The 19,043-nt window shown below is 40.8% G+C and carries 14 protein-coding genes; 10 read left to right on the forward strand and 4 right to left on the reverse strand.

Translation table 11 applies throughout. The annotated features are described in order from the left end of the window. Nucleotides 1–119: 119 nt before the first annotated feature. Complete coding sequence (locus V7K60_RS30250; RefSeq protein WP_334931201.1) at nt 120–986, reverse strand: alpha/beta fold hydrolase; 867 nt, start codon at nt 984–986, stop codon at nt 120–122. Nucleotides 987–1,191: 205 nt separating this feature from the next. Between V7K60_RS30250 and V7K60_RS30255 the strand changes: the two genes are divergently transcribed. From V7K60_RS30255 to V7K60_RS30275, 5 genes are all read left to right on the forward strand, one after another. After that, nucleotides 1,192–2,010, forward strand: a complete 819-nt coding sequence (locus V7K60_RS30255) for a DUF1206 domain-containing protein (RefSeq protein WP_334931203.1) — start codon at nt 1,192–1,194, stop codon at nt 2,008–2,010. 33 nt (nt 2,011–2,043) lie between these two features. Continuing rightward, on the forward strand, nt 2,044–3,198 hold the full coding sequence (locus V7K60_RS30260; RefSeq protein WP_334931205.1) for a glycoside hydrolase family 10 protein: 1,155 nt from the start codon (nt 2,044–2,046) through the stop codon (nt 3,196–3,198). 12 nt (nt 3,199–3,210) lie between these two features. Further along, nucleotides 3,211–3,639, forward strand: a complete 429-nt coding sequence (locus tag V7K60_RS30265) for a DUF2358 domain-containing protein (RefSeq protein WP_334931207.1) — start codon at nt 3,211–3,213, stop codon at nt 3,637–3,639. A gap of 138 nt (nt 3,640–3,777) precedes the next feature. Further along, nucleotides 3,778–4,956: a GNAT family N-acetyltransferase gene (locus V7K60_RS30270; protein WP_334931209.1), complete on the forward strand. Its 1,179-nt coding sequence runs from the start codon at nt 3,778–3,780 to the stop codon at nt 4,954–4,956. 992 nt (nt 4,957–5,948) lie between these two features. Beyond that, nucleotides 5,949–7,256, forward strand: a complete 1,308-nt coding sequence (locus V7K60_RS30275) for a serine hydrolase (RefSeq protein ID WP_334931211.1) — start codon at nt 5,949–5,951, stop codon at nt 7,254–7,256. Nucleotides 7,257–7,519: 263 nt separating this feature from the next. Here V7K60_RS30275 and V7K60_RS30280 read toward each other — a convergent pair whose 3' ends face one another. Continuing rightward, nucleotides 7,520–9,673: a cytochrome-c peroxidase gene (locus V7K60_RS30280; protein ID WP_334931213.1), complete on the reverse strand. Its 2,154-nt coding sequence runs from the start codon at nt 9,671–9,673 to the stop codon at nt 7,520–7,522. A 279-nt stretch (nt 9,674–9,952) separates the two neighbouring features. Here V7K60_RS30280 and V7K60_RS30285 point away from each other — a divergent pair, with 279 nt between their 5' ends. Further along, on the forward strand, nt 9,953–10,876 hold the full coding sequence (locus V7K60_RS30285) for a DMT family transporter (RefSeq protein WP_334931215.1): 924 nt from the start codon (nt 9,953–9,955) through the stop codon (nt 10,874–10,876). Between the two features lie 491 nt (nt 10,877–11,367). Next, the gene (locus tag V7K60_RS30290) at nt 11,368–13,077 is read left to right on the forward strand and encodes an alpha/beta hydrolase (RefSeq protein WP_334931217.1); all 1,710 of its coding nucleotides are present in this window, start codon (nt 11,368–11,370) and stop codon (nt 13,075–13,077) included. A 110-nt stretch (nt 13,078–13,187) separates the two neighbouring features. Here the strand turns inward: V7K60_RS30290 and V7K60_RS30295 are convergent, their stop codons facing one another. Together V7K60_RS30295 and V7K60_RS30300 are read right to left on the reverse strand one after the other, a co-directional pair. Next, on the reverse strand, nt 13,188–13,631 hold the full coding sequence (locus tag V7K60_RS30295) for a type II toxin-antitoxin system PemK/MazF family toxin (RefSeq protein ID WP_334931218.1): 444 nt from the start codon (nt 13,629–13,631) through the stop codon (nt 13,188–13,190). Further along, nucleotides 13,625–13,867: an AbrB/MazE/SpoVT family DNA-binding domain-containing protein gene (locus V7K60_RS30300; protein ID WP_334931219.1), complete on the reverse strand. Its 243-nt coding sequence runs from the start codon at nt 13,865–13,867 to the stop codon at nt 13,625–13,627. Before V7K60_RS30300 ends, V7K60_RS30295 begins: the two co-directional genes overlap by 7 nt. Nucleotides 13,868–14,180: 313 nt before the next feature. Between V7K60_RS30300 and V7K60_RS30305 the strand changes: the two genes are divergently transcribed. From V7K60_RS30305 to V7K60_RS30315, 3 genes are all read left to right on the forward strand, one after another. Beyond that, nucleotides 14,181–16,484 (forward strand): ATP-binding protein, encoded by a 2,304-nt coding sequence (locus tag V7K60_RS30305; RefSeq protein ID WP_334931221.1) that lies wholly within the window; start codon nt 14,181–14,183, stop codon nt 16,482–16,484. Between the two features lie 59 nt (nt 16,485–16,543). Beyond that, nucleotides 16,544–17,017 carry a response regulator gene (locus V7K60_RS30310; protein WP_334931223.1) on the forward strand — a complete coding sequence of 158 codons (474 nt, stop codon included), beginning with the start codon at nt 16,544–16,546 and terminating at the stop codon, nt 17,015–17,017. 279 nt (nt 17,018–17,296) lie between these two features. After that, a complete protein-coding gene (locus V7K60_RS30315) occupies nt 17,297–18,967 on the forward strand; it encodes a hybrid sensor histidine kinase/response regulator (protein WP_334931225.1) in 1,671 nt (556 codons plus the stop codon). Nucleotides 18,968–19,043 lie beyond the last annotated feature (76 nt).

Genomic DNA, 19,043 nt, shown 5'->3' on the forward strand with positions numbered 1-19,043 from the left:
AAAATTCCTTAAAAAATGCCAGTATTAAATCACTATTAAATCTTTTTAAAAGTAAAAACTGGTGCTACTTGCTATAGCTAGTTAGAGAAGTATTTATACTTATCAATTCATGGTTTAGCTTAAGTCCTCAGAAATTCTCGCATATATTGATTAACCAATTCCGGCTGTTCTTGCTGCACCCAATGGCCACAATTAGGAATGTACTTGATTTGGAAATTCCTAACATAAGCTGCGGTATCGTAGGTTAGTTCCTTGCCAAGTGCAGTGTCGTTTTCTCCCCATATCATCAGTGTTGGCACTTCCAGAACGCCCCTATTTGGATTTAGCATTCTCTGCTGAAAAACATTGCGGTAGTAGTTCAACATTGCTGTAAGGGCACCGCGTTTTGCAGCAGCATCTTTATATGCGTCAATATCCGCTTTAGTGAAAGCACTCTTCTTAACTGCTGTACCTTTAAAAATTGTTTCAATTGCTTGGTAGTCTGTAGATTGTAAGAATAATTCTGGCATCCAGGGTAGTTGAAAGAGGAAGATATAGTAACTTCGCTGCAACTGTTGGGGAGTGCGTAAGCCTTGGGCAAATTTGGCAGGATGAGGCATGTTAAGAATAATTAATCGCTCTACCATTTCGGGATAAGCATAAGCATAAGCCCAAGCGATCGCACCACCCCAATCATGTCCAACTAATACACATTTTTGGTATCCTAATCCTTTAATTACTCCCTCAACATCTTTGATAAACTCCTTCATTACATAAGCTAATTGCTCATTTGGTTTATCACTATCGTTGTAACCACGCAAGTCAATGGCAACTACTTTAAAATCTTGGGCAAATTCTGGTATTTGATGCCGCCAAGAGTACCAAAACTCAGGAAACCCATGCAACATTAACATTAAAGGGCCTTCACCTTGGGTAACATAGTGTAGTTTTACCCCATTGTTAGTTGTTATATATTCGTGTTTCCAAGAACTTTCTATTAAAGACATAATTAATCTAAATTCCGCATTAAAAAATACTAAATAATAATACTGTACTTAATAAATTTAATATTATTTCGAGCAGCCTCACATCTATTAAAAGACAGTATTACAATAGAGATTTTTGGTAAAAATATTAGATAATTTGCCTTGGGGTAGATGTGAATCGTGGGTAAAATTTGGTAGAAGGTAGATATAATTTTCTCCAACTACGATGACACAACAGTTGACAAACCATGCTTCATTGTGGGTTGAGCGACTGGGGCGATTTGGCTATGTTTCCAAGGGAGTAGTTTACGGTATAGTTGGACTACTCGCAGCACAGGCGGCTTTTGGCAGGGGCGGTAGAACAACTGATACCCAAGGCGCTCTCCAAACAATTGTCAACCAGCCATTTGGGAAATTTTTGCTAGCTTTAGTTGCAATTGGCCTAATTGGATACGTAATCTGGCGTTTTGTACAGGCAATTAAAGACCCAGAAAATAAAGGTAATGATGCCAAAGGTTTAGCAGTACGAATTGGTTACGCAGTTAATGGCTTGATTTATGCAAGTTTAGCCTTAAGTGCTGTACAAATCGTCATGGGTACAGGCAGCGGTAAAAATAGTAGTGATTCTACAGAAGATTGGACAGCACGTTTGCTTTCTCAACCCTTTGGTCAATGGTTAGTTGGAACTGTGGGGGCGTTTGTAATTGCTCTAAGTTTCTATCAGTTTTATCAAGCTTTTAGTGGCAAATTTCGTAAAGAACTCAATTTAACTGAGTTAAGCAACACACAAGCCCAATGGGTAATGAGGATTTCCAGATTTGGTTTAGCGGCACGGGGTATAGTATTTTGCATTATCGGTTGGTTTTTAATTGAAGCAGCAAAACAGTCGAATGCCGCTACTGCAGAAGGTTTAGATGAAGTATTACAGACGCTAGCGCAACAACCTAACGGAGCATGGCTTTTAGGTATTGTGGCACTAGGTTTAGTTGCTTATGGGATTTACACAATAATACAGGCGCGGTATCGTCGGGTAGTCAATGTTTAGATGGCGCAATGCTGAGAATTTCAATTTATAAAAATGGCAATAACAGAAACCCGTGGTATCTGGCTGACCACTACTGATAGTAAAGTTCTCAGGTCAAAGGAACGTATTGCTGAGGCGATGGATTTCCTGGCTGAGACGGGATTTAATGTAGTGTTTCCCGTTGTTTGGAATAAGGCAGTAACTTTATATCCTAGCCAAATAATGCAGCAGACCTTTGGAGTCAAAATTGACCCGATGTCTGTAGGCCGCGACCCTTTAGAAGAAGTAGTGATTGAAGCGCGGCGAGTTGGGTTGAAAGTTATTCCTTGGTTTGAATACGGTTTTGCCAGTTCCTACAATTTGAATGGTGGTGTACTTTTACAGAAAAAACCGGAATGGGCTGCGCGTGATTGTAACGGCAACTTACTGAAGAAAAACGACTTTGAGTGGTTAAATGCCCTCGATGCACAGGTGCAGGAATTTTTGTTGAACTTGGTGCTGGAAGTTGCGAAGAATTACGATGTTGATGGTGTTCAAGGAGACGATCGCTTGCCAGCATTACCCTCTGAAGGTGGCTATGATCGGGGAACTGTCAGCCGCTATCGCCAGGAATTCGATCGCAATCCACCACAGAACCACAAGGATAGGCAATGGTTACAGTGGCGTGCAGATATTCTCACTGATTTTTTGGCGCGTCTCTATCAGGAGGTGAAAGCGGTGAATCCTAACTTATTAGTAGCGATCGCACCCAATATCCATGATTGGGCATTCCAGGAATATCTGCAAGACTCGCCTGCATGGCTGAAGCGGGGAATAGTCGATATGATTCAGCCGCAGATTTATCGCCGTGACTTTAGGAGTTACGCTGCGATCGCTGATAAACTGGTAAACCAGCAGTTTACAGATGCGACACTGCCCAAGTTAGTACCGGGAATACTGATGAAGCTCGGCTCTTACTGTATTAGTCCAGAATATCTGGTGCAAACAATTGAATACAATCGTCAACTTGGCATTCAAGGAGAGGTATTCTTTTTTTACGAAGGTTTGCGCGAGAAAAACAATACCCTTGCTAAAATTTTGCGAAATGGGCCTTATGCTAAGTCTGCATCATTTCCTACTCTGTTAGATTTGAGTGCAAGTGGCGTGAGTCACAAGAGGACATCTTCAATTTGGCCAGGAGTGGAAAATTTGTTAAAAAAGATTTTTTAAGGGAAAAAGTACGTGGAATATAAATTGCCAGTGGAAAAGGTAATTAATACTTTAAAAGAAGATTTACCGACACTTTTTGAAAAAGATATTTCTTATGACATTTATACACAGAATATCTATTTTAAAGACCCGGTGAATACATTCAAATACAAATTTAACTATCGCATTATATTTTGGACTTTACGATTTCACGCTCGGCTATTTTTTACTCAAATTTACTTTGATGTGCATGAAGTTTATCAATCAGCCGAAGACACGATTTTAGCAAAGTGGACGGTGCGCGGAGTGTTGCGCGTTCCCTGGAAAGCAGGGTTGCTTTTTAATGGCTATTCAACGTATAAACTCAATCAAGATAATTTGATATACGAGCATATCGACACCTGGGATAGAAAGCCAGGAGAGATTTTACGGCAGTTTTGGCAAAGGCAAGGAGATAGCTAGTTAGCTATTATATAGCGCTTTTTGTTTGCGTGAGGTACACCCGTAGGGGCACGGCAGTGCCCATTGGTGTCAACTTAAGCATTGGGGCAACGTCTGCTGTAGTATGATTGTGTTTTTGTCCTACTAATGGTATGAAAAATGACGGCTCAATTTGAATACAGCACTCTTGCCGATCCACAGGATATTCAGCAGCTAATATATATCCTTGAGCAGTGTTTCATCACCGGAGGTGGTGGCGAGGAAGCTTATATCAATCTCATTGGCGTAGAAAATTTCCGTATTATTCGGGGATTTGGGCAATTAGTTGGTGGATTGGCAACTCTGGATATGGGTCAGTGGTGGGGTGGTGTGCGTGTACCAATGACAGGAATTGCCGCTGTGGGTATTGCTCCAGAGTATCGCGGTTCGGGAGCTGCGATCGCTCTCATGCAGCAGATGCTCAAGGAACTTTATGCTAGGGGTATACCGCTCTCTGCTCTTTATCCGTCTATTCAAAGCTTGTACCGAAAAGTCGGGTATGAGCAGGGGGGTAGCTGGTGTAATTGGGAAGTTTCTACTAAGAGTATCCAAGTGCGAGAGCAACCCCTACCTTTGCAACCAATAGTGAGTATCAATCATCAAGTATTTCATCAACTATATCAGCAGCAGGCAAAACTAACGCATGGATATTTAGACCGACATCCCGCAATCTGGGAGCGCTTAATTCAACCAGATGAGAAGGAAACATTTTACGCATATTTTATTGGTACAAAAGATCAACCCGAAGGCTACATCCTCTTCAGTCAACATTCAAAAGAGGATGGCACAATCCTGCGAATCAAAGATTGGGTAATTCTCACAGTTGTGGCTGCACAAACATTTTGGTCTTTTCTTGCCAGTCATCGCTCCCAAATTGACCAGGTGCGATGGAGGAGTTCTGTAACCGATTCTTTGACATTGCTGCTACCAGAGCAAACTGCCAAACTTAAAAACACGATGCGTTGGCTGCTGCGGGTAGTGGATGTAGTCAAAGCACTGGAGATGCGGGGTTATCCATCAGGAATTGAAACTGAATTGCACCTAGAAATTCAAGATAATTTGCTAACTGGAAATAATGGTAAATTTATTCTTTCTGTCGCCAACGGACGTGGTGAAGTTACAAAAGGTGGAAAAGGTGAGTTACAGCTAGATGTTCGAGAACTAGCACCACTATATACAAGTTTGTTCGCTCCCTATCATTTACAAATAGCCGGAAAACTGCATGGGACAGAAACAGCTATTTCAGCAGCTACGCAAATATTTGCAGGTAGTTCTCCTTGGATGGCTGATTTCTTTTAACGTGAGATGTCAACCAACCTTTCTCTGCGTCAGTTCAAGTCTGTAAGGGGGGGACAGTAATGTGTAGTTAAACCAACTGATCCCGTCTCAATTTTGTCACGCTTCGCTTCGTCTTGTCAAACGCTTACGTCTCGTCAAAAAGATCGGAAAAGTGGGAAAATTGCAACATTTGAGTAATGACACGCCAGTAGAGTGCGTTATGGACACGCCGAAATAACAAATGCATTCGCCGAAGTAACAAATGCGTTCGCCGAAGTAACAAATGCATTCGCCGAAGTAACAAATGCATTCGCCGAAATAACAAATGCATTCGCCGAAATAACAAATGTATTCGCCGAAATAACAAATGCGTTCGCCAAAGTAACAAATGCGTTCGCCGAAATAACAAATGCGTTCGCTAAAGTAACAAAACGTTAAGTTGACACTAATGGGCAATACTCATTGGTGTCAACTTAAGCCAAAACCCTTTTAAAATCTTGTTTCTAGCCTCTGGCTGGAAATGCTACTCCTGGCGGCTCTGCCGCGAGTTCGGGAGGCTCTGCCTCCCATTAGGCATTCCCAGTCGGAGACTGGGAACGAGATAAACGAGATAATCTGCTAAAAGCTTTTTCTAGACTGGCTTTAACCTTAAGTTGACACCAATGGCCAATGCTGTGCCCCTACACGAAATCTATATGTATTAGGGTTTTAGTGAATGGGTTTTACTTTCTCTCTCTACAAAACATAAGTCGGAAACATAATTAATCCTTCGCTCGTCCTTGCCCTAGATTAACAATTTCTGTTGTTGTCAACTCACACCACAAATAAAACTCTCAGCTATTACTTTTAATAAGTAATGATGATTTATCGTGCTTATCTAATCCCAAACATAATCTCAAAAAATAACTCAACGGGATTTATGACTTTTTCTCCGGAAGTTCAGCACAGTCATCAGAAAATAATCTAAGTAAACCTGATTAGTTACTCCTTACTTGCACACCCACATTCACAACATGAAATCACATCTACTGGCGATTGGTTTAAGCAGTTTGGTTCTAATTGCAGGACAAGCTAAAGCCTCACAATTACAGTCTTGGTACTATGATTCTAGCCAAAATCAATTAGACTTAACTACCACTTCGGGAATAGAACCAAAAGCCTTTTTATTAGATAATCCTAATCGCTTGGTGATTGACTTACCTGGAACTAATTTTAATTCCGATACTGTCAAACAAAGTTTTGGTAAGGCGGTGAAAGAAATTCGCCTCGGCAAACCAGACTCTCAAACCACTCGTTTTGTTGTAGAATTAGCTCCTGGTTATGATGTTACTCCCCAAAATATATCAATTAAAGGAGATTCTCATTCGCATTGGATTTTCAAGTTCAATTCATTTAACCGCCAAAGTAATCCCATTGTTGGAGAGAACAGAGAAGATATTGCCATCAAATCCACAGATGCATCGACATTTGCTGGAGTTGTGAATCTTGGTCAAGAGATGGTTGGTATCACTTCTCAGATTCGCAGTTTGTTAGCAAGTTATAAAACATTGAATCCAGGAATATTTTTCTTAGATTTATCTACAGGAAACTATATAGATATTAATGGCGAAAAAAGATTTGCTGCTGCCAGTACAATCAAATTTCCCTTATTAGTGGCTCTTTTCCAAGAAATAGACGCAGGTAAAATTAAGCTCACCGATAAATTAGTGATGCGGCGCGATTTAAAGGTTGGCGAATCTGGAATTATGCAATACAAACCCATCGGTACTAAATTTAGCATCCTGGAAACTGCTACCTTGATGATGACAATCAGCGATAATACCGCCACAAATCTAGTTCTCGATCGCTTGGGTGGTGCAGCAAAAGTTAGCCAACGTTTTCGTAGCTGGGGATTGCAAAATACAGCACTTCGGAATCTACTTCCAGACATCGGTGGTACAAATACAACTAGTTCCAAAGATTTGGTCAGATTAGCGGCGTTAGTTTCTAATAATCGTTTGTTATCCCCAACTAGCCGCAATCAAGTTTTAGGCATTATGCGCCATGTCAAAACCAATAGTTTACTACCAGCTGGTATCGGTCAAGGAGCGACCATCGCCCATAAAACTGGTACATTGAGATTTGTCATTGGTGATGCGGGTATAATTCAAATGCCCAACGGCAAAAGCTATTTAGCAGGTGTTTTAGTACAAAGACCAAACTACGATCCCAAAGCTGGAGATTTTGTCCGTGAAGTTTCGAGAAGAGTCTATAATTACCTAGACAATACCAAAATTAGCAATATAGAACCGATACTTGGCGATGCCTCCGGTGGTCACTGAGCTTGCCGAAGTGCGGGCTACGCCTACGCACTCGTTAGTCAAGCGATCGTAACTACTAGTCCACCAGATCAACTTTGGTGGATGAATAAGTTCGTAGTAAGGACTTTAATCCTGGATTTTTAAGCACGCTTTATGCTGACTACAAACTGATCATATTTAATGGGACATACTACCACTATTGCACCAAATCGCAAAAATAGGGACGTACAGCTGTACGTCCCTACATATCTATCTGTATTCAGGTATTTTGTCGTGAAATGGAATTAACTCAGAAAATTTGGTGTACCACTATTACCATTCCTACCAACAGCAGGAATTTCCACTGTGTCATCTTTAGCTTTACCAGTGCCGTCATTGACAACGGAATTAGAGTTACCCACATGTCCATTAGGGATAAACAATTGTGGATGGTCAAAGGGCGCTTTATCATACCGAACTCGGTCATCGGTCAGTCCTTTTAAAAAGGTGACCAAATCCTGTTTTTCTTGTGGTGACAGATTTAGCGGCGGAAGTACTCCAAAATCACCACCACGATTGTAAAAATCAACCACTTGCTCTAGAGTCCCCTGACCTCCATTGTGAAAGTAGGGAGCAGTGAGTTCCACATTCCGAAGTCCAGGTGCTTTGAAAGCTCCGTTTGCAAACACAGTTTCACTGGAATTCAATGGTGGACTAAGGGTTGGGGGGTTTTCGCCAAGCAGATCCTTAAATTTGCCCAACTGAGCCAATCGTGCCTCTGAAAGCGGATTACTACCCGGAAAACCGTCATGACCACCCAAACCGGGGTCGTCTGTGGGCGGTCTGACACCGATATTAAAGAAGCCATTGTCTTCAGGGGATTTTGGGCCAAACGGCGCACGTTTGATTCGTCCCTCTTTAGCCACGCTGCTTACTGAAGCCGCTGTTAATTCTACTCCAGTGTGGCAACCAATACACAGACCTTTGCCCTCAAATAGTCCTTTCCCTCGTTGCTGCTGCGCGGTTAAAGCGCTGGTGTTTCCTTCCAAGTAGCGATCGTAGGGCGTATCATTGGCAATGAGTGTAGACTCGTACAACTGAATTGCCAGACCAAAGAATAGCGAGAAGTTGTACTCTAGCACTGTGTACTCATTAGTCTCCAAGGAGCGATCAGGCCTTTTGACAATAGTCCGTTTACCGTCAGAGTCAACTTGGATGAGGCGAGTAGAATTCCACCACTCCTGCTTGAAGGCATCTTTAATCATCTGCTCGTAGGTTTTATCTTTAAGTCCAGGTTGAGGCGATCTACTATCCTCACCTAAAACGCTGTCTTGTGGATGCACAATCTGTTTAACTAGCGGTCTAAGAGGTAATAACTTTTTCGCAAGTTTTCGGGGGAGCTTTCTACCCTTACCAGAGGTGAAAGATATTCTGTCAACTAGCCCCAACTTATCACTCCCGAACTTATCACCAATTTCTTGAAAACTGCGACCATCTGCGGATGACTCAAAGGAACTGAGTGGTGGTCCGACAGCTTGAGATGCCAAAGACGAGTTCTTGAGGCTGACTTTCACAAATTCTGCCCTAATTGGGTTTGTAGCTTTGACAACGGTGGCGTTAGGATCTCTTAAACCGAAAGGATTCACCCCATTAAAGATATTTTGTGCTCTTCCGTCCCAAAAGTTGCGGAAGTTGAATGCAGCATTAATCACGGTTGGCGTGTTACGCGGCTCGACGCGCCGCACATTGATACCTCCCACGTTAAACACCGGATCTAGGTCGGTTGTAACTTTGTCTTCTGCATTACCAGGTATGATATCCACAAACTTTGAATTGAAAATCCCCTGAGAAGAACTGACGTCGTTATGGTCAGATACAATAGTCTTAGGATCGTTTGGGTTTGACAGCTTGTGGAAGGGAAAATCTTCTGGTTTGAGCTGATAGTTTGGTAGTCCGCCGACATTAAAAACTGAATCTGGATTCTCTGTACCATCGGTGTTGACCCGCAAAAGCCCAGGAGCAATCTGATTTTTGGATCTATTGTCGGCTCCAGCATGGAAGTGACAACTAGCACAGGAGGTCTTTCCATCGCTCCCAACCTGCATATCCCAAAAAAGAGTCTTTCCTAACTTGATTGCAGCTGTTTTGTCTGCTACAAAGTCTCCAAGATTATCAGGTTCTGGAACTGATACGCTTTTGAGCGAAACTGGAGACGGGCCTGTAACTGCTGATACAGTATTTCCGGCTATTACTGCTACCAGAATAATGGCAGCAATTGTTATAGTCCTTAAAAATCTCGATTTCAAGTAGTTAGGCTTGCTATATCTGAATTTCCACTCTTGCCGCTTTATTTTTGTCACCAAAGATTTGAGCAAAAATCGACCTCTTGAGGTCAGCAATAAGTAGCTTGATAAAGCAGTGGTAAAGATTATTAAGCTGATTATGGGTAAAATTCCCATAGTTTTTTTCTAAAGTAACACCGAAATAAAGTATACATTTACGAGGAAGTTTGAAATTTAATATTCATGTAAAATAAACACACAAATTAAAAATTTTACGTGAACAAAAAAAACATCCTCTTCGGGCTACGAATAATAAATTGAGTTTGGTCAGCAGATTATTTTATATTGAATTTGGATTAACTAAGCTACTAATATCTATTCTCAACAAGAGTTTGATAAAATCAGTTAGATATATCTAAAACTTATTATCATTCCTACTTTGTGTAGGATATTTAAATGTTACTACATCAAAGTTCTGGTCGGTGGCGCTTAGGGCTAGCATTATCGCTATTGACAGTGTTCTTGTGGGGAATTTTACCTATTGCTCTTGCAGTAACTCTACAAGTACTTGATGTCTATACCGTAATTTGGTTTCGCTTTTTGGTATCATTTATATTGCTTACTGTGTATTTAGGGATACGCGGCAAATTACCAAAATTAGAACAATTACGCTCTGCTTCTGGGAAATTATTAGCGATCGCTACAATATTCTTAGGGATTAATTACTTTTCGTTTACCCAAGGTTTAGCATTAACATCACCTGCTAACGCTGAAGTTCTCATTCAATTATCTACCCTTTTATTAGGTTTAGGAGGGTTAGTAATTTTTAAAGAACGTTATCGGCTGTCTCAATGGATTGGCGTTAGTGTAATGATTTGCGGTTATCTTTTATTTTTCCACGAACAACTAACGAATTTAATTACAGTATATGGCACATATATACTAGGTAGTGTTTTAATCGCACTAGGATCGACAGCTTGGGCTATTTATGCTTTGGCACAAAAGCAGTTATTACAATCTTTATCTTCCACCAGTATCATGTTGATCATTTATGGAGGCTGTGCTTTATTATTCACTCCTCTAGCCAAAGTTAAATCAATTTTTATACTTGATACTTTCCATTTAGGAATGTTGATTTTTTGTGCATTGAATACTTTAATCGCTTACGGTGCTTTTTCGGAATCATTACAACATTGGGAAGCATCACGAGTAAGTGCAGTAATAGCTTTAGCTCCCATTGTGACATTAATATCAGTCGTGGTTGTATCAGTTATTGCACCTGATTGGACACCACCAGAACACTTCACCCTCATAGCAATATTCGGAGCGGGTTTAGTAGTTACAGGTTCAGTAGCGATCGCCTTGGGAAAAGCTGATTAATTGCAATGTTTTTCAGGATTTTTACTGGATTTTTCAGCTAGTAAATTTGTGCAATATTCAAAGCTACAACATAAATACTGAGGCAGACTATTTTTTATTTGTTATGATTTAATAGTGAAGGCAAACTACTGAAGTCAATCTGCGTGACTTTGTAGTATTTGATTGTTGACTTTATAGCCGAAATATCCTTGCAAAAGAATTCAAAAATCAGAATTCAGGAGTCAGAATAAATTACTAGGGCATTGGGAATCACTACTTTTTTTGACTACTAAATCTAAGATTTGGTGGAGATTTTAAACCCATTTATACCTATTATTTTAAGCCAGCTACATTCGCAAGTCATACATAATTCATCGTGAATTATAACTACTGACTCCTAAATTCTGTTTTGATAAAATTGAGGCTAATAACTTTAAGTAAACCAAGCAGGGCGCCCGAATAACTACCAAAGCCAACACTTGATAAAACCAGACCACCGAAATAGTTGAGCGATGAATAGTTTGTTTGGTAATTGGGCCAGCACCCTCAGAAAAAATTCTTTATTGCTGGTTCTTTCAATGGTGCTGCCAACATTTGGAATTAGTAATTCTGTCTTGGCAGCAGAGCGGATTTATGCATCTTATTCAGCTTTAGAGCTTTCCATTTCAGTCACGACTTTAGAGAACTACGCTAAAACAGGTGTAATTAACGAAGACTTAGCAACCTATCAGCGATATCTGCCTTTAGAACAGCTTCAAGAATTGCGGCGGATTTTGCTTAATCGTGTGAAAGTTAGTCCAGTAGTAGTTTCGCAACTTCTCTACACACCGCAAGGAGAATTTTTACTGCATCGATTGGCGCAAGTGATTAAAACCAGTCAACCACAACCAGGATTTGGTACTTTGCGTTCGGCGCTAATTTTAGCCTCTGGTGAATCGGGAGGCTTGACACTTTTGAACGTGTTGCGTAAATATCCCACCAGCAGCATTCGCCTTGATGTCGCCGAGACTTTAGAAATAGCTACGGAATTGGAGAAACTTGTTAACCAAACCCATCAGGCGATCGCAGCTGTTTCCCAAAAGTCTAAAATAGAAGCTGATAGCATTTCCCAACCAAATTTCTCGCAATTACCCGATTTAAAAGTTCCGGGAAAACTTAAGTCGCAAAAATACACCCTGAAGTTTTTCGACTCAACCCGCAATCGACTTTTATTGACTGATGTTTACATTCCCAATGTCCAAAAAACTGTACCGATAATTGTAATTTCTCACGGCTTGGGTTTAGACAGCAGTAACTTTCAATATTTAGCCACTCATCTAGCTTCTTACGGATTTGCTGTCGTTGTTCCCAATCACCCTGGTAGTGATGCGAAACAATTGCGTTCTCTGTTAAAAGGACGCGCCATTGAAGTCGCACAACCAAGTGAATTTCAAGACCGACCTTTGGATATAACATATATACTGAATCAATTGCAAAAAGGTAATCAATCTGATTTACGGTTTAAAGGTCGCCTAAATCTGCAACAAGTTGGAGTATTTGGTCAATCTTTGGGAGGCTACACAGCCTTGGCTTTAGCAGGCGCTAAAATCAACTTTGAGCAGCTAAAACAAGACTGTCAACCAGCAGCACTGCAAAATACCTGGAATATGTCTTTACTGCTCCAGTGTCGCGCTTTAGAATTGAGCATCAGCAAGTCTGGCAAAGATTATAACCTGCGGGATGAGAGAGTGAAAGCTGCGATCGCAGTTAATCCCATTACTAGTTCGATTTTCGGCAAAGCTGGTTTAAGTCAAATCAAAACTCCAGTGATGATTGTCAGCAGTAGTGATGATACAGTTGCACCAGCTTTATCCGAGCAAATTTTACCTTTCTCCTGGTTGACAAATTCCCAAAAGTATCTCGTCATGCTTGTTGGTGGTACACACTTTTCCACCATTGGCAATGCAAACCCTGTAAATCAACAAGTAGCATTACCTGCCGATATGATTGGTGATGCTTCCCAAGCACGTCGTTACATGAATGTTTTGAGTTTACCTTTCTTCCAAACATACATTACAGGAAGCTCGCAATATACTCCCTACCTGAATGCTGCCTATACTGAAAGCATTTCTAGTAAGTCGCTTGGTTTGAGTCTCGTTAAGTCATTGAATACGACCGAATTAGCACAATTATTGGATATAAAAGGAGCCAAACTCGTAAAAAAAAAGTTCCCAACACCATAGTCAGCTTCGGATTTTGGATGCTGGATATTGGTGTTGCATTGCTGCATGTAATGATTTTTATTTGATTTGTACAGACGTAATTAATTACGTCTGTAAAATTTATTTGCTCTTTATAAAATTAGAGACTCAATTCTTGCTTGGACTTCTTCAATTAGGTCCTGTTCAACTTTCTCTACAAACAACACCTTCCTAGCTTTCCAATCCAGTGATTTGATCTGATCGGCTAGCACTACGCCACTGGTTATCATTCCGTCAGGAAGCAGAACCTCAAAGTTAAGACCTTTTTTTTGATTAGTAATTGGACAAATTAGAACTATAGAAGCCATTCGATTGTATTTTAATGGCGACATAACTAAAAAAGGACAATAGCCCATCTGCTCACGCCCTTGAGGTTTTAGTTCAGCATTAAGCGTTTCAGCAATATCTTCAAATGACATTCCTGATGTTCTCAGGGCTAATACACGTCGGATCAAATCAGCCGTAATTTGCTTTGTAGTTCCGCAGTCTAACTTGACAATATCACCTCTATCTGGAATGTATGGTTTAACTACCAAACTTCATTCCCCACAGCAGATCCAGTATCTATTTCAGAATGGAAATTATCTGGAGTCATACCTTCCAATAATTCATCAAGCGTATATTTTTTTCGCTGCTGCGGCGTAATTACAATGCTATTGCCTGAAATGCTGAAAGTTATGTCTGTCCCCTCTTTGAGATTAACTTGTTCAGCCAAAGCTTTCGGAAGTCGAATAGCTAGGCTATTTCCCCACTTAGCAACAACTGTAGTCATAACTACCTCAAAATAAATACTTTCTTAGAGAATTTCACACCCAAACATAAAACTTTTGGAGCTTGACGCGCCTATTTTAAACTATTTGACGTATCTACTTTGAATATACCATAGTTTGTATTTTCGCTATATTACAGAAGCCTTGCCACGTCACTACACTATCTTCTAATTATTTGCATTTACCTTAGTTACTGTAAAAACTGTAACCAGCATAGATATATACGATCGCATTCATATCTTCTCGACATATACTTTAAAGAAATATGACATTTAATTGCGCTATTGTAAAAATCAGCTTTACATAAGTTCAGTTATGAGCCAGCCGGAATATACTACAGCCCAAGCTAATGCCCTGACTAACCACGATCGCAAACCTATTCACATACCTGGCTCTATTCAACCTCATGGCGTTCTACTGGCACTTAGTACTCAGCTAGAGATACTGCAAGTTAGCAACAATACCCAAGCATATTTGGGCAAAGAGTCAGAAAATTTGCTCGGCAAGCATTTGAGCGATTTACTTGACACTCAGCAAGTGGAAATTGTCAAGCAGTGTTTAGTAAAAAAGATAGGCAGTGCTAATGCTTTTAAAGTATTAATAAATACTTTAAATAAAAAAATATACTTTGATGCTATTGCTCATCGTACAGAAGAAGCTGTAATTCTGGAGCTAGAACCAACTGACTCGGAATCTCAGGTGAGTTTCTTAAACTTTCATAGTTTGGCGAGTGAAGCGATCGCTAAAATGCAAAGGACATCCAATCTGGGAGAATTTTTGCATCTGGTGGCTGAAGAAATCCAAAAAATCATCGGTTTCGATCGGGTGATGGTCTATCAATTTGACGAGTCAGAAGCGGGTTCTGTTGTTGCAGAAGTTAAACGGAAAGATTTATCACCTTATTTAGGACTCCACTATCCCGCTACAGATATTCCAGCGCAGGCTAGGGAGTTATACACACGCTGCTTTCTGAGATTTCTCCCCGATTTGACTGCCGAACCTGTCAAACTACTTCCAACAGAAAATCCGACAACACATCAGCATCTTGACTTAAGCTACTCTGTGCTACGAAGTTTTGATTGGTGTTGTACTCAATATCATCAAAGTATGGGAGTAAAAGCTCTTTTGGTGATTTCACTTATTCAAGAGCAGAAGCTTTGGGGATTAATATCTTGTCACCATCAAACACCAAAGTATATTTCTTACGAAGTCCGCAAGATGTGCGAATTTTTGGGACAAATTGTGTCTTCAGAATTAGCGCACAAAATCAGTTACTCGGAATGGGATTATAAAGTAAAACTCAAATCGCTACAGTCTGAGTTTCTAGAATCTATTTCCCAAGCAGACAATTTTATCGATGCCCTAATCAAACCGGAAATCCGCTTGCTCGATCTTGTTAGTGCTTCAGGAGCGGCAGTTTGTCTGGATAATGAAATTACCCTTGTAGGAACAACACCGAATATTGATGAAGTTAGGGCGCTCATTCAATGGGCGGATACCCAAGTTAGTGACAACCTATTTTCCACTGATTCTCTGCCGAAGCTTTACTCAAAGGCACTGATATTTAAAGATACTGTTAGTGGCTTATTGCTACTGCGGATTTCTAAAGTCCGGCGCTATTACATCCTTTGGTTTCGCCCCGAAGTTATCCAAACAGTACACTGGGCAGGAAATCCACAGGAATCCATGCAAGCTCAAGCAGATGGTAGCTTTAGCCTATCTCCCCGAAAATCCTTTGAACAATGGCAAGAAACGGTTAGATTAACTTCTCTACCTTGGAAACCTTGTGAACTTGACAGTGCGATCGCTTTGAATAATGCGATCGTTGGTATTGTACTCTCGAAAGCGGATGAATTAGCTAAAATCAACTTGGAGTTAGAGCGCAGCAACCAAGAACTAGCATCCTTTGCCTACGCCGCTTCCCATGACCTCAAGGAACCTTTGCGGGGCATTTATAACTTCTCGACAGTGTTGCTAGAAGACTATGCCCAAGTATTAGATGATGAGGGAATTGAGTGTTTGCAAACAGTAGTATCCTTGTCTGTACGCATGGAAACTCTGATTAATGCTCTATTGCGACTCTCACAGTTAGGACAAGCGCAACTGCGTGTGCAAGCAACTGACCTCAACGAATTGCTCAACCAAGTAATTGAAGTCTTTCGTGCTAGTCGCCAAGACTTTCAGCTTGTAGATATTCGCATCCCTCGCCCTTTACCAACAGTTCAGTGTGACCGAGTTCTCGTTAATGAAGTCTTCAGCAATCTGATTGGTAATGCGTTTAAATACAACGATAAGGCAGAGCAATGGGTTGAGATTGGCTACATTTCTCAAGAAGAAGGGCAGAGGGGCAAAGGAGCAGGGGAAGCAGGAGGAGAACAAATATTAGCCCATGCCCAATACCCAATCTTTTATATCCGAGATAACGGTATTGGAATTCCACACCATCACCTAGAAACTATCTTTAGATTATTTAAGCGACTCCATTCCCAGGAAAAATACGGTGGAGGAGCCGGTGCAGGACTAGCTATTGTTAAGAAGATTGTTGAGCTTCATAACGGTAAAATTTGGGTGAAATCTACTGTAGGTGTTGGCTCAATGTTCTATTTTACGCTGGAATAGTTTAAGATAGTGGCTAAATGCTAAATATGTATTTTTGTTAAGCTCTTTTAAGACCACGAATGACAAAAAAACTTCATGAACCGCTGCTCGTTGTTGAGGACAGCAATGAAGATTTTCGGATGCTGCAACGTCTGATGCGGCGTATGTCTGTCCAGAACCCCATACACCGTTGTACTAATGGAGATGAGGTTTTAGAGTTCCTTTATCAACAGAGAAACAATGCCTACGCTAAGGACGAAAACCTACCCAACTCTAAAGCAGCATTACGACCCTCTGTGATCTTGCTCGATCTGAATTTGCCAGGTATTGATGGGCGTGACATTTTAGATCGGCTCAAGCAAGACAAAACTTTCAAGGGAATTCCCATCGTTGTTTTTACCACATCATCTAACCCCAAGGATATTGAATTGTGCTACCAAAAGGGCGCAAATGGATATCTGGTAAAACCGATGGATGCTCAGGAACTAAAAAAGACGATTCAGGCATTCGTGGATTACTGGCTTGAAGCCAATACGCCACCTGTGTGGGATTAATTTATTTATTTTTTGTTGATGTAGCAGTGGGCGAAGAACGATAATAAAGGAGATGGCTCAGAGGACACAGAGACATTTTCCTCTTTGAGTCACTGTGTCTGTTTGTCTCTGTTAGATTCCTTTTGTCAATTTTCCTGTTTTTGACTATTTGGTGTTTCTTTAGGATTACTAAAGAATTTAAATTTTATTTACACTTATTTTATATTATTTTTAGAATTATGCAAGAAAACACAATCTGGATAAAAGGGATCTATATGGCTCCCTGATCCTCATAACCTTATGTTGGACACATGGACGCTACTTATCATCGATGATTGTGCCGCAGATCGGAAAATCTATCGTCGATATCTTTTGAAAGATCCGCACCAGTCCTACCAGATTTTGGAGGCAGACTGTGCAGAAGAAGGACTTGCTTTGTGCCAAAAAGTACGCTGTGATGTCATTTTGCTGGATTTTTGTCTACCTGATATGAGTGGGTTAGAACTTTTTGATCACATCCAGCAGGAGATATTTAAGACTTCTGTCCCCGTGATTATGTTGACAGGGCGCGGCGATGAAGAAATCGCTGTGCAGGTAATGAAACGGGGTGCTTTGGATTACTTAGTCAAGCAAAATCTTACACAGGATGTGCTGCAACTAGCAGTCCGCAACGCCATTAAGCAGTCGTGCTTGCAAGCCCAACTGATCAAAACTCAGGAGAGACAACGCCTAATTGCCACGACTGCTTTACGAATTCGCCAGTCTCTTAACCTAGAGCAAATTTTGAATACGGCTGTAGCTGAGGTACAGCAACTTCTGAAGTGCGATCGCGTGATGGTTTATCAGTATGCCCCAGATACAGATGGTAAAATAGTTGCCTCATCAGTTGAGTCATACCGGACTGTGGCATTGTGCGATCGCGTCGGGGCTGGAAACAAAAGGACGAGGAGACAAGAAGATAGAGAACTGATAACTAGGGAAGAGTTTTCCCAATCCCCAATCCCTTATATCTATGAGCTTGGCTTGTGTAATTGTGTCAACCTAAAAGAGCAATTTAATACTAAGGCAAATCTAGTGGTTCCGATTAATCTGAGCAACAATGGGAACCCAACCCCCAAACTTTGGGGTTTATTGATTGCTCACTATAATTCTGGGGAGCGACAGTGGCAAACGGATGATGCAGAAATGCTCAATGAAGTATCAGTGCAACTAGCAATTGCTATTCAACAGGCGGAATTGTTAGCCCAAACTCAAGCAGCCCTTGCCAAAGAAAAGCAACTCAATGTATTTAAATCCCAAATAATTACAACGGTTTCCCATGAGTATCGCACGCCGCTAACTTCAATTCTGGCTGCGGCATCAACTTTAGTAAAACATAGCGAGCAACTAGATGAGTCTAAACAAGAGAGATTTTTGGGAATCATTGAACAGAAAGCAAGGTATATGTCCAAACTCGTGGATAATATGCTTCTGGTTAACCAACTTGAACTGGAAAAACCCAAGTTTAAACCAATCTCAGTCGATTTACTACAATTTTTTTCTGACCTTGTAGAACAAGAGCGAGAAACAGTAGGCGATCGCCACGAATTGATTTTTAAAGTTACTGGTAATCATCATGGATTTTGGGGCGATCGCGGACTTTTGCAACAAATTTTTATTAACTTCATGTCCAATGCAATTAAGTACTCTCCAGATAGAGGTAGTATAGAATTCCATTTGATCAGCAAAGAATCAGAAGCAATTTTTTACATCAAAGATCGGGGAATTGGTATCCCGATGGCAGATCAAGAAAATTTGTTTCAATCCTTCAGCCGTGGAAGTAACGTTGACACAATTCCTGGTACAGGCTTAGGGCTAGCGATCGCTAAAGCTTGTGTCGAGTTACATGGTGGTAATATTACCTTGTCCAGTGAAGTGGGGCAAGGAACTAAAGTTACAGTCAGCTTACCGAAGTTATTCCCAAAGGATTAAGTATCTCCATCATCAACTTGACATTATACGTATCTTATACCAATTTTAAAAAAGAATGCGACAGATACATACGGAC

Source organism: Nostoc sp. (genome assembly GCF_036917555.1).
Classification (GTDB): Bacteria; Cyanobacteriota; Cyanobacteriia; order Cyanobacteriales; family Nostocaceae; genus Nostoc.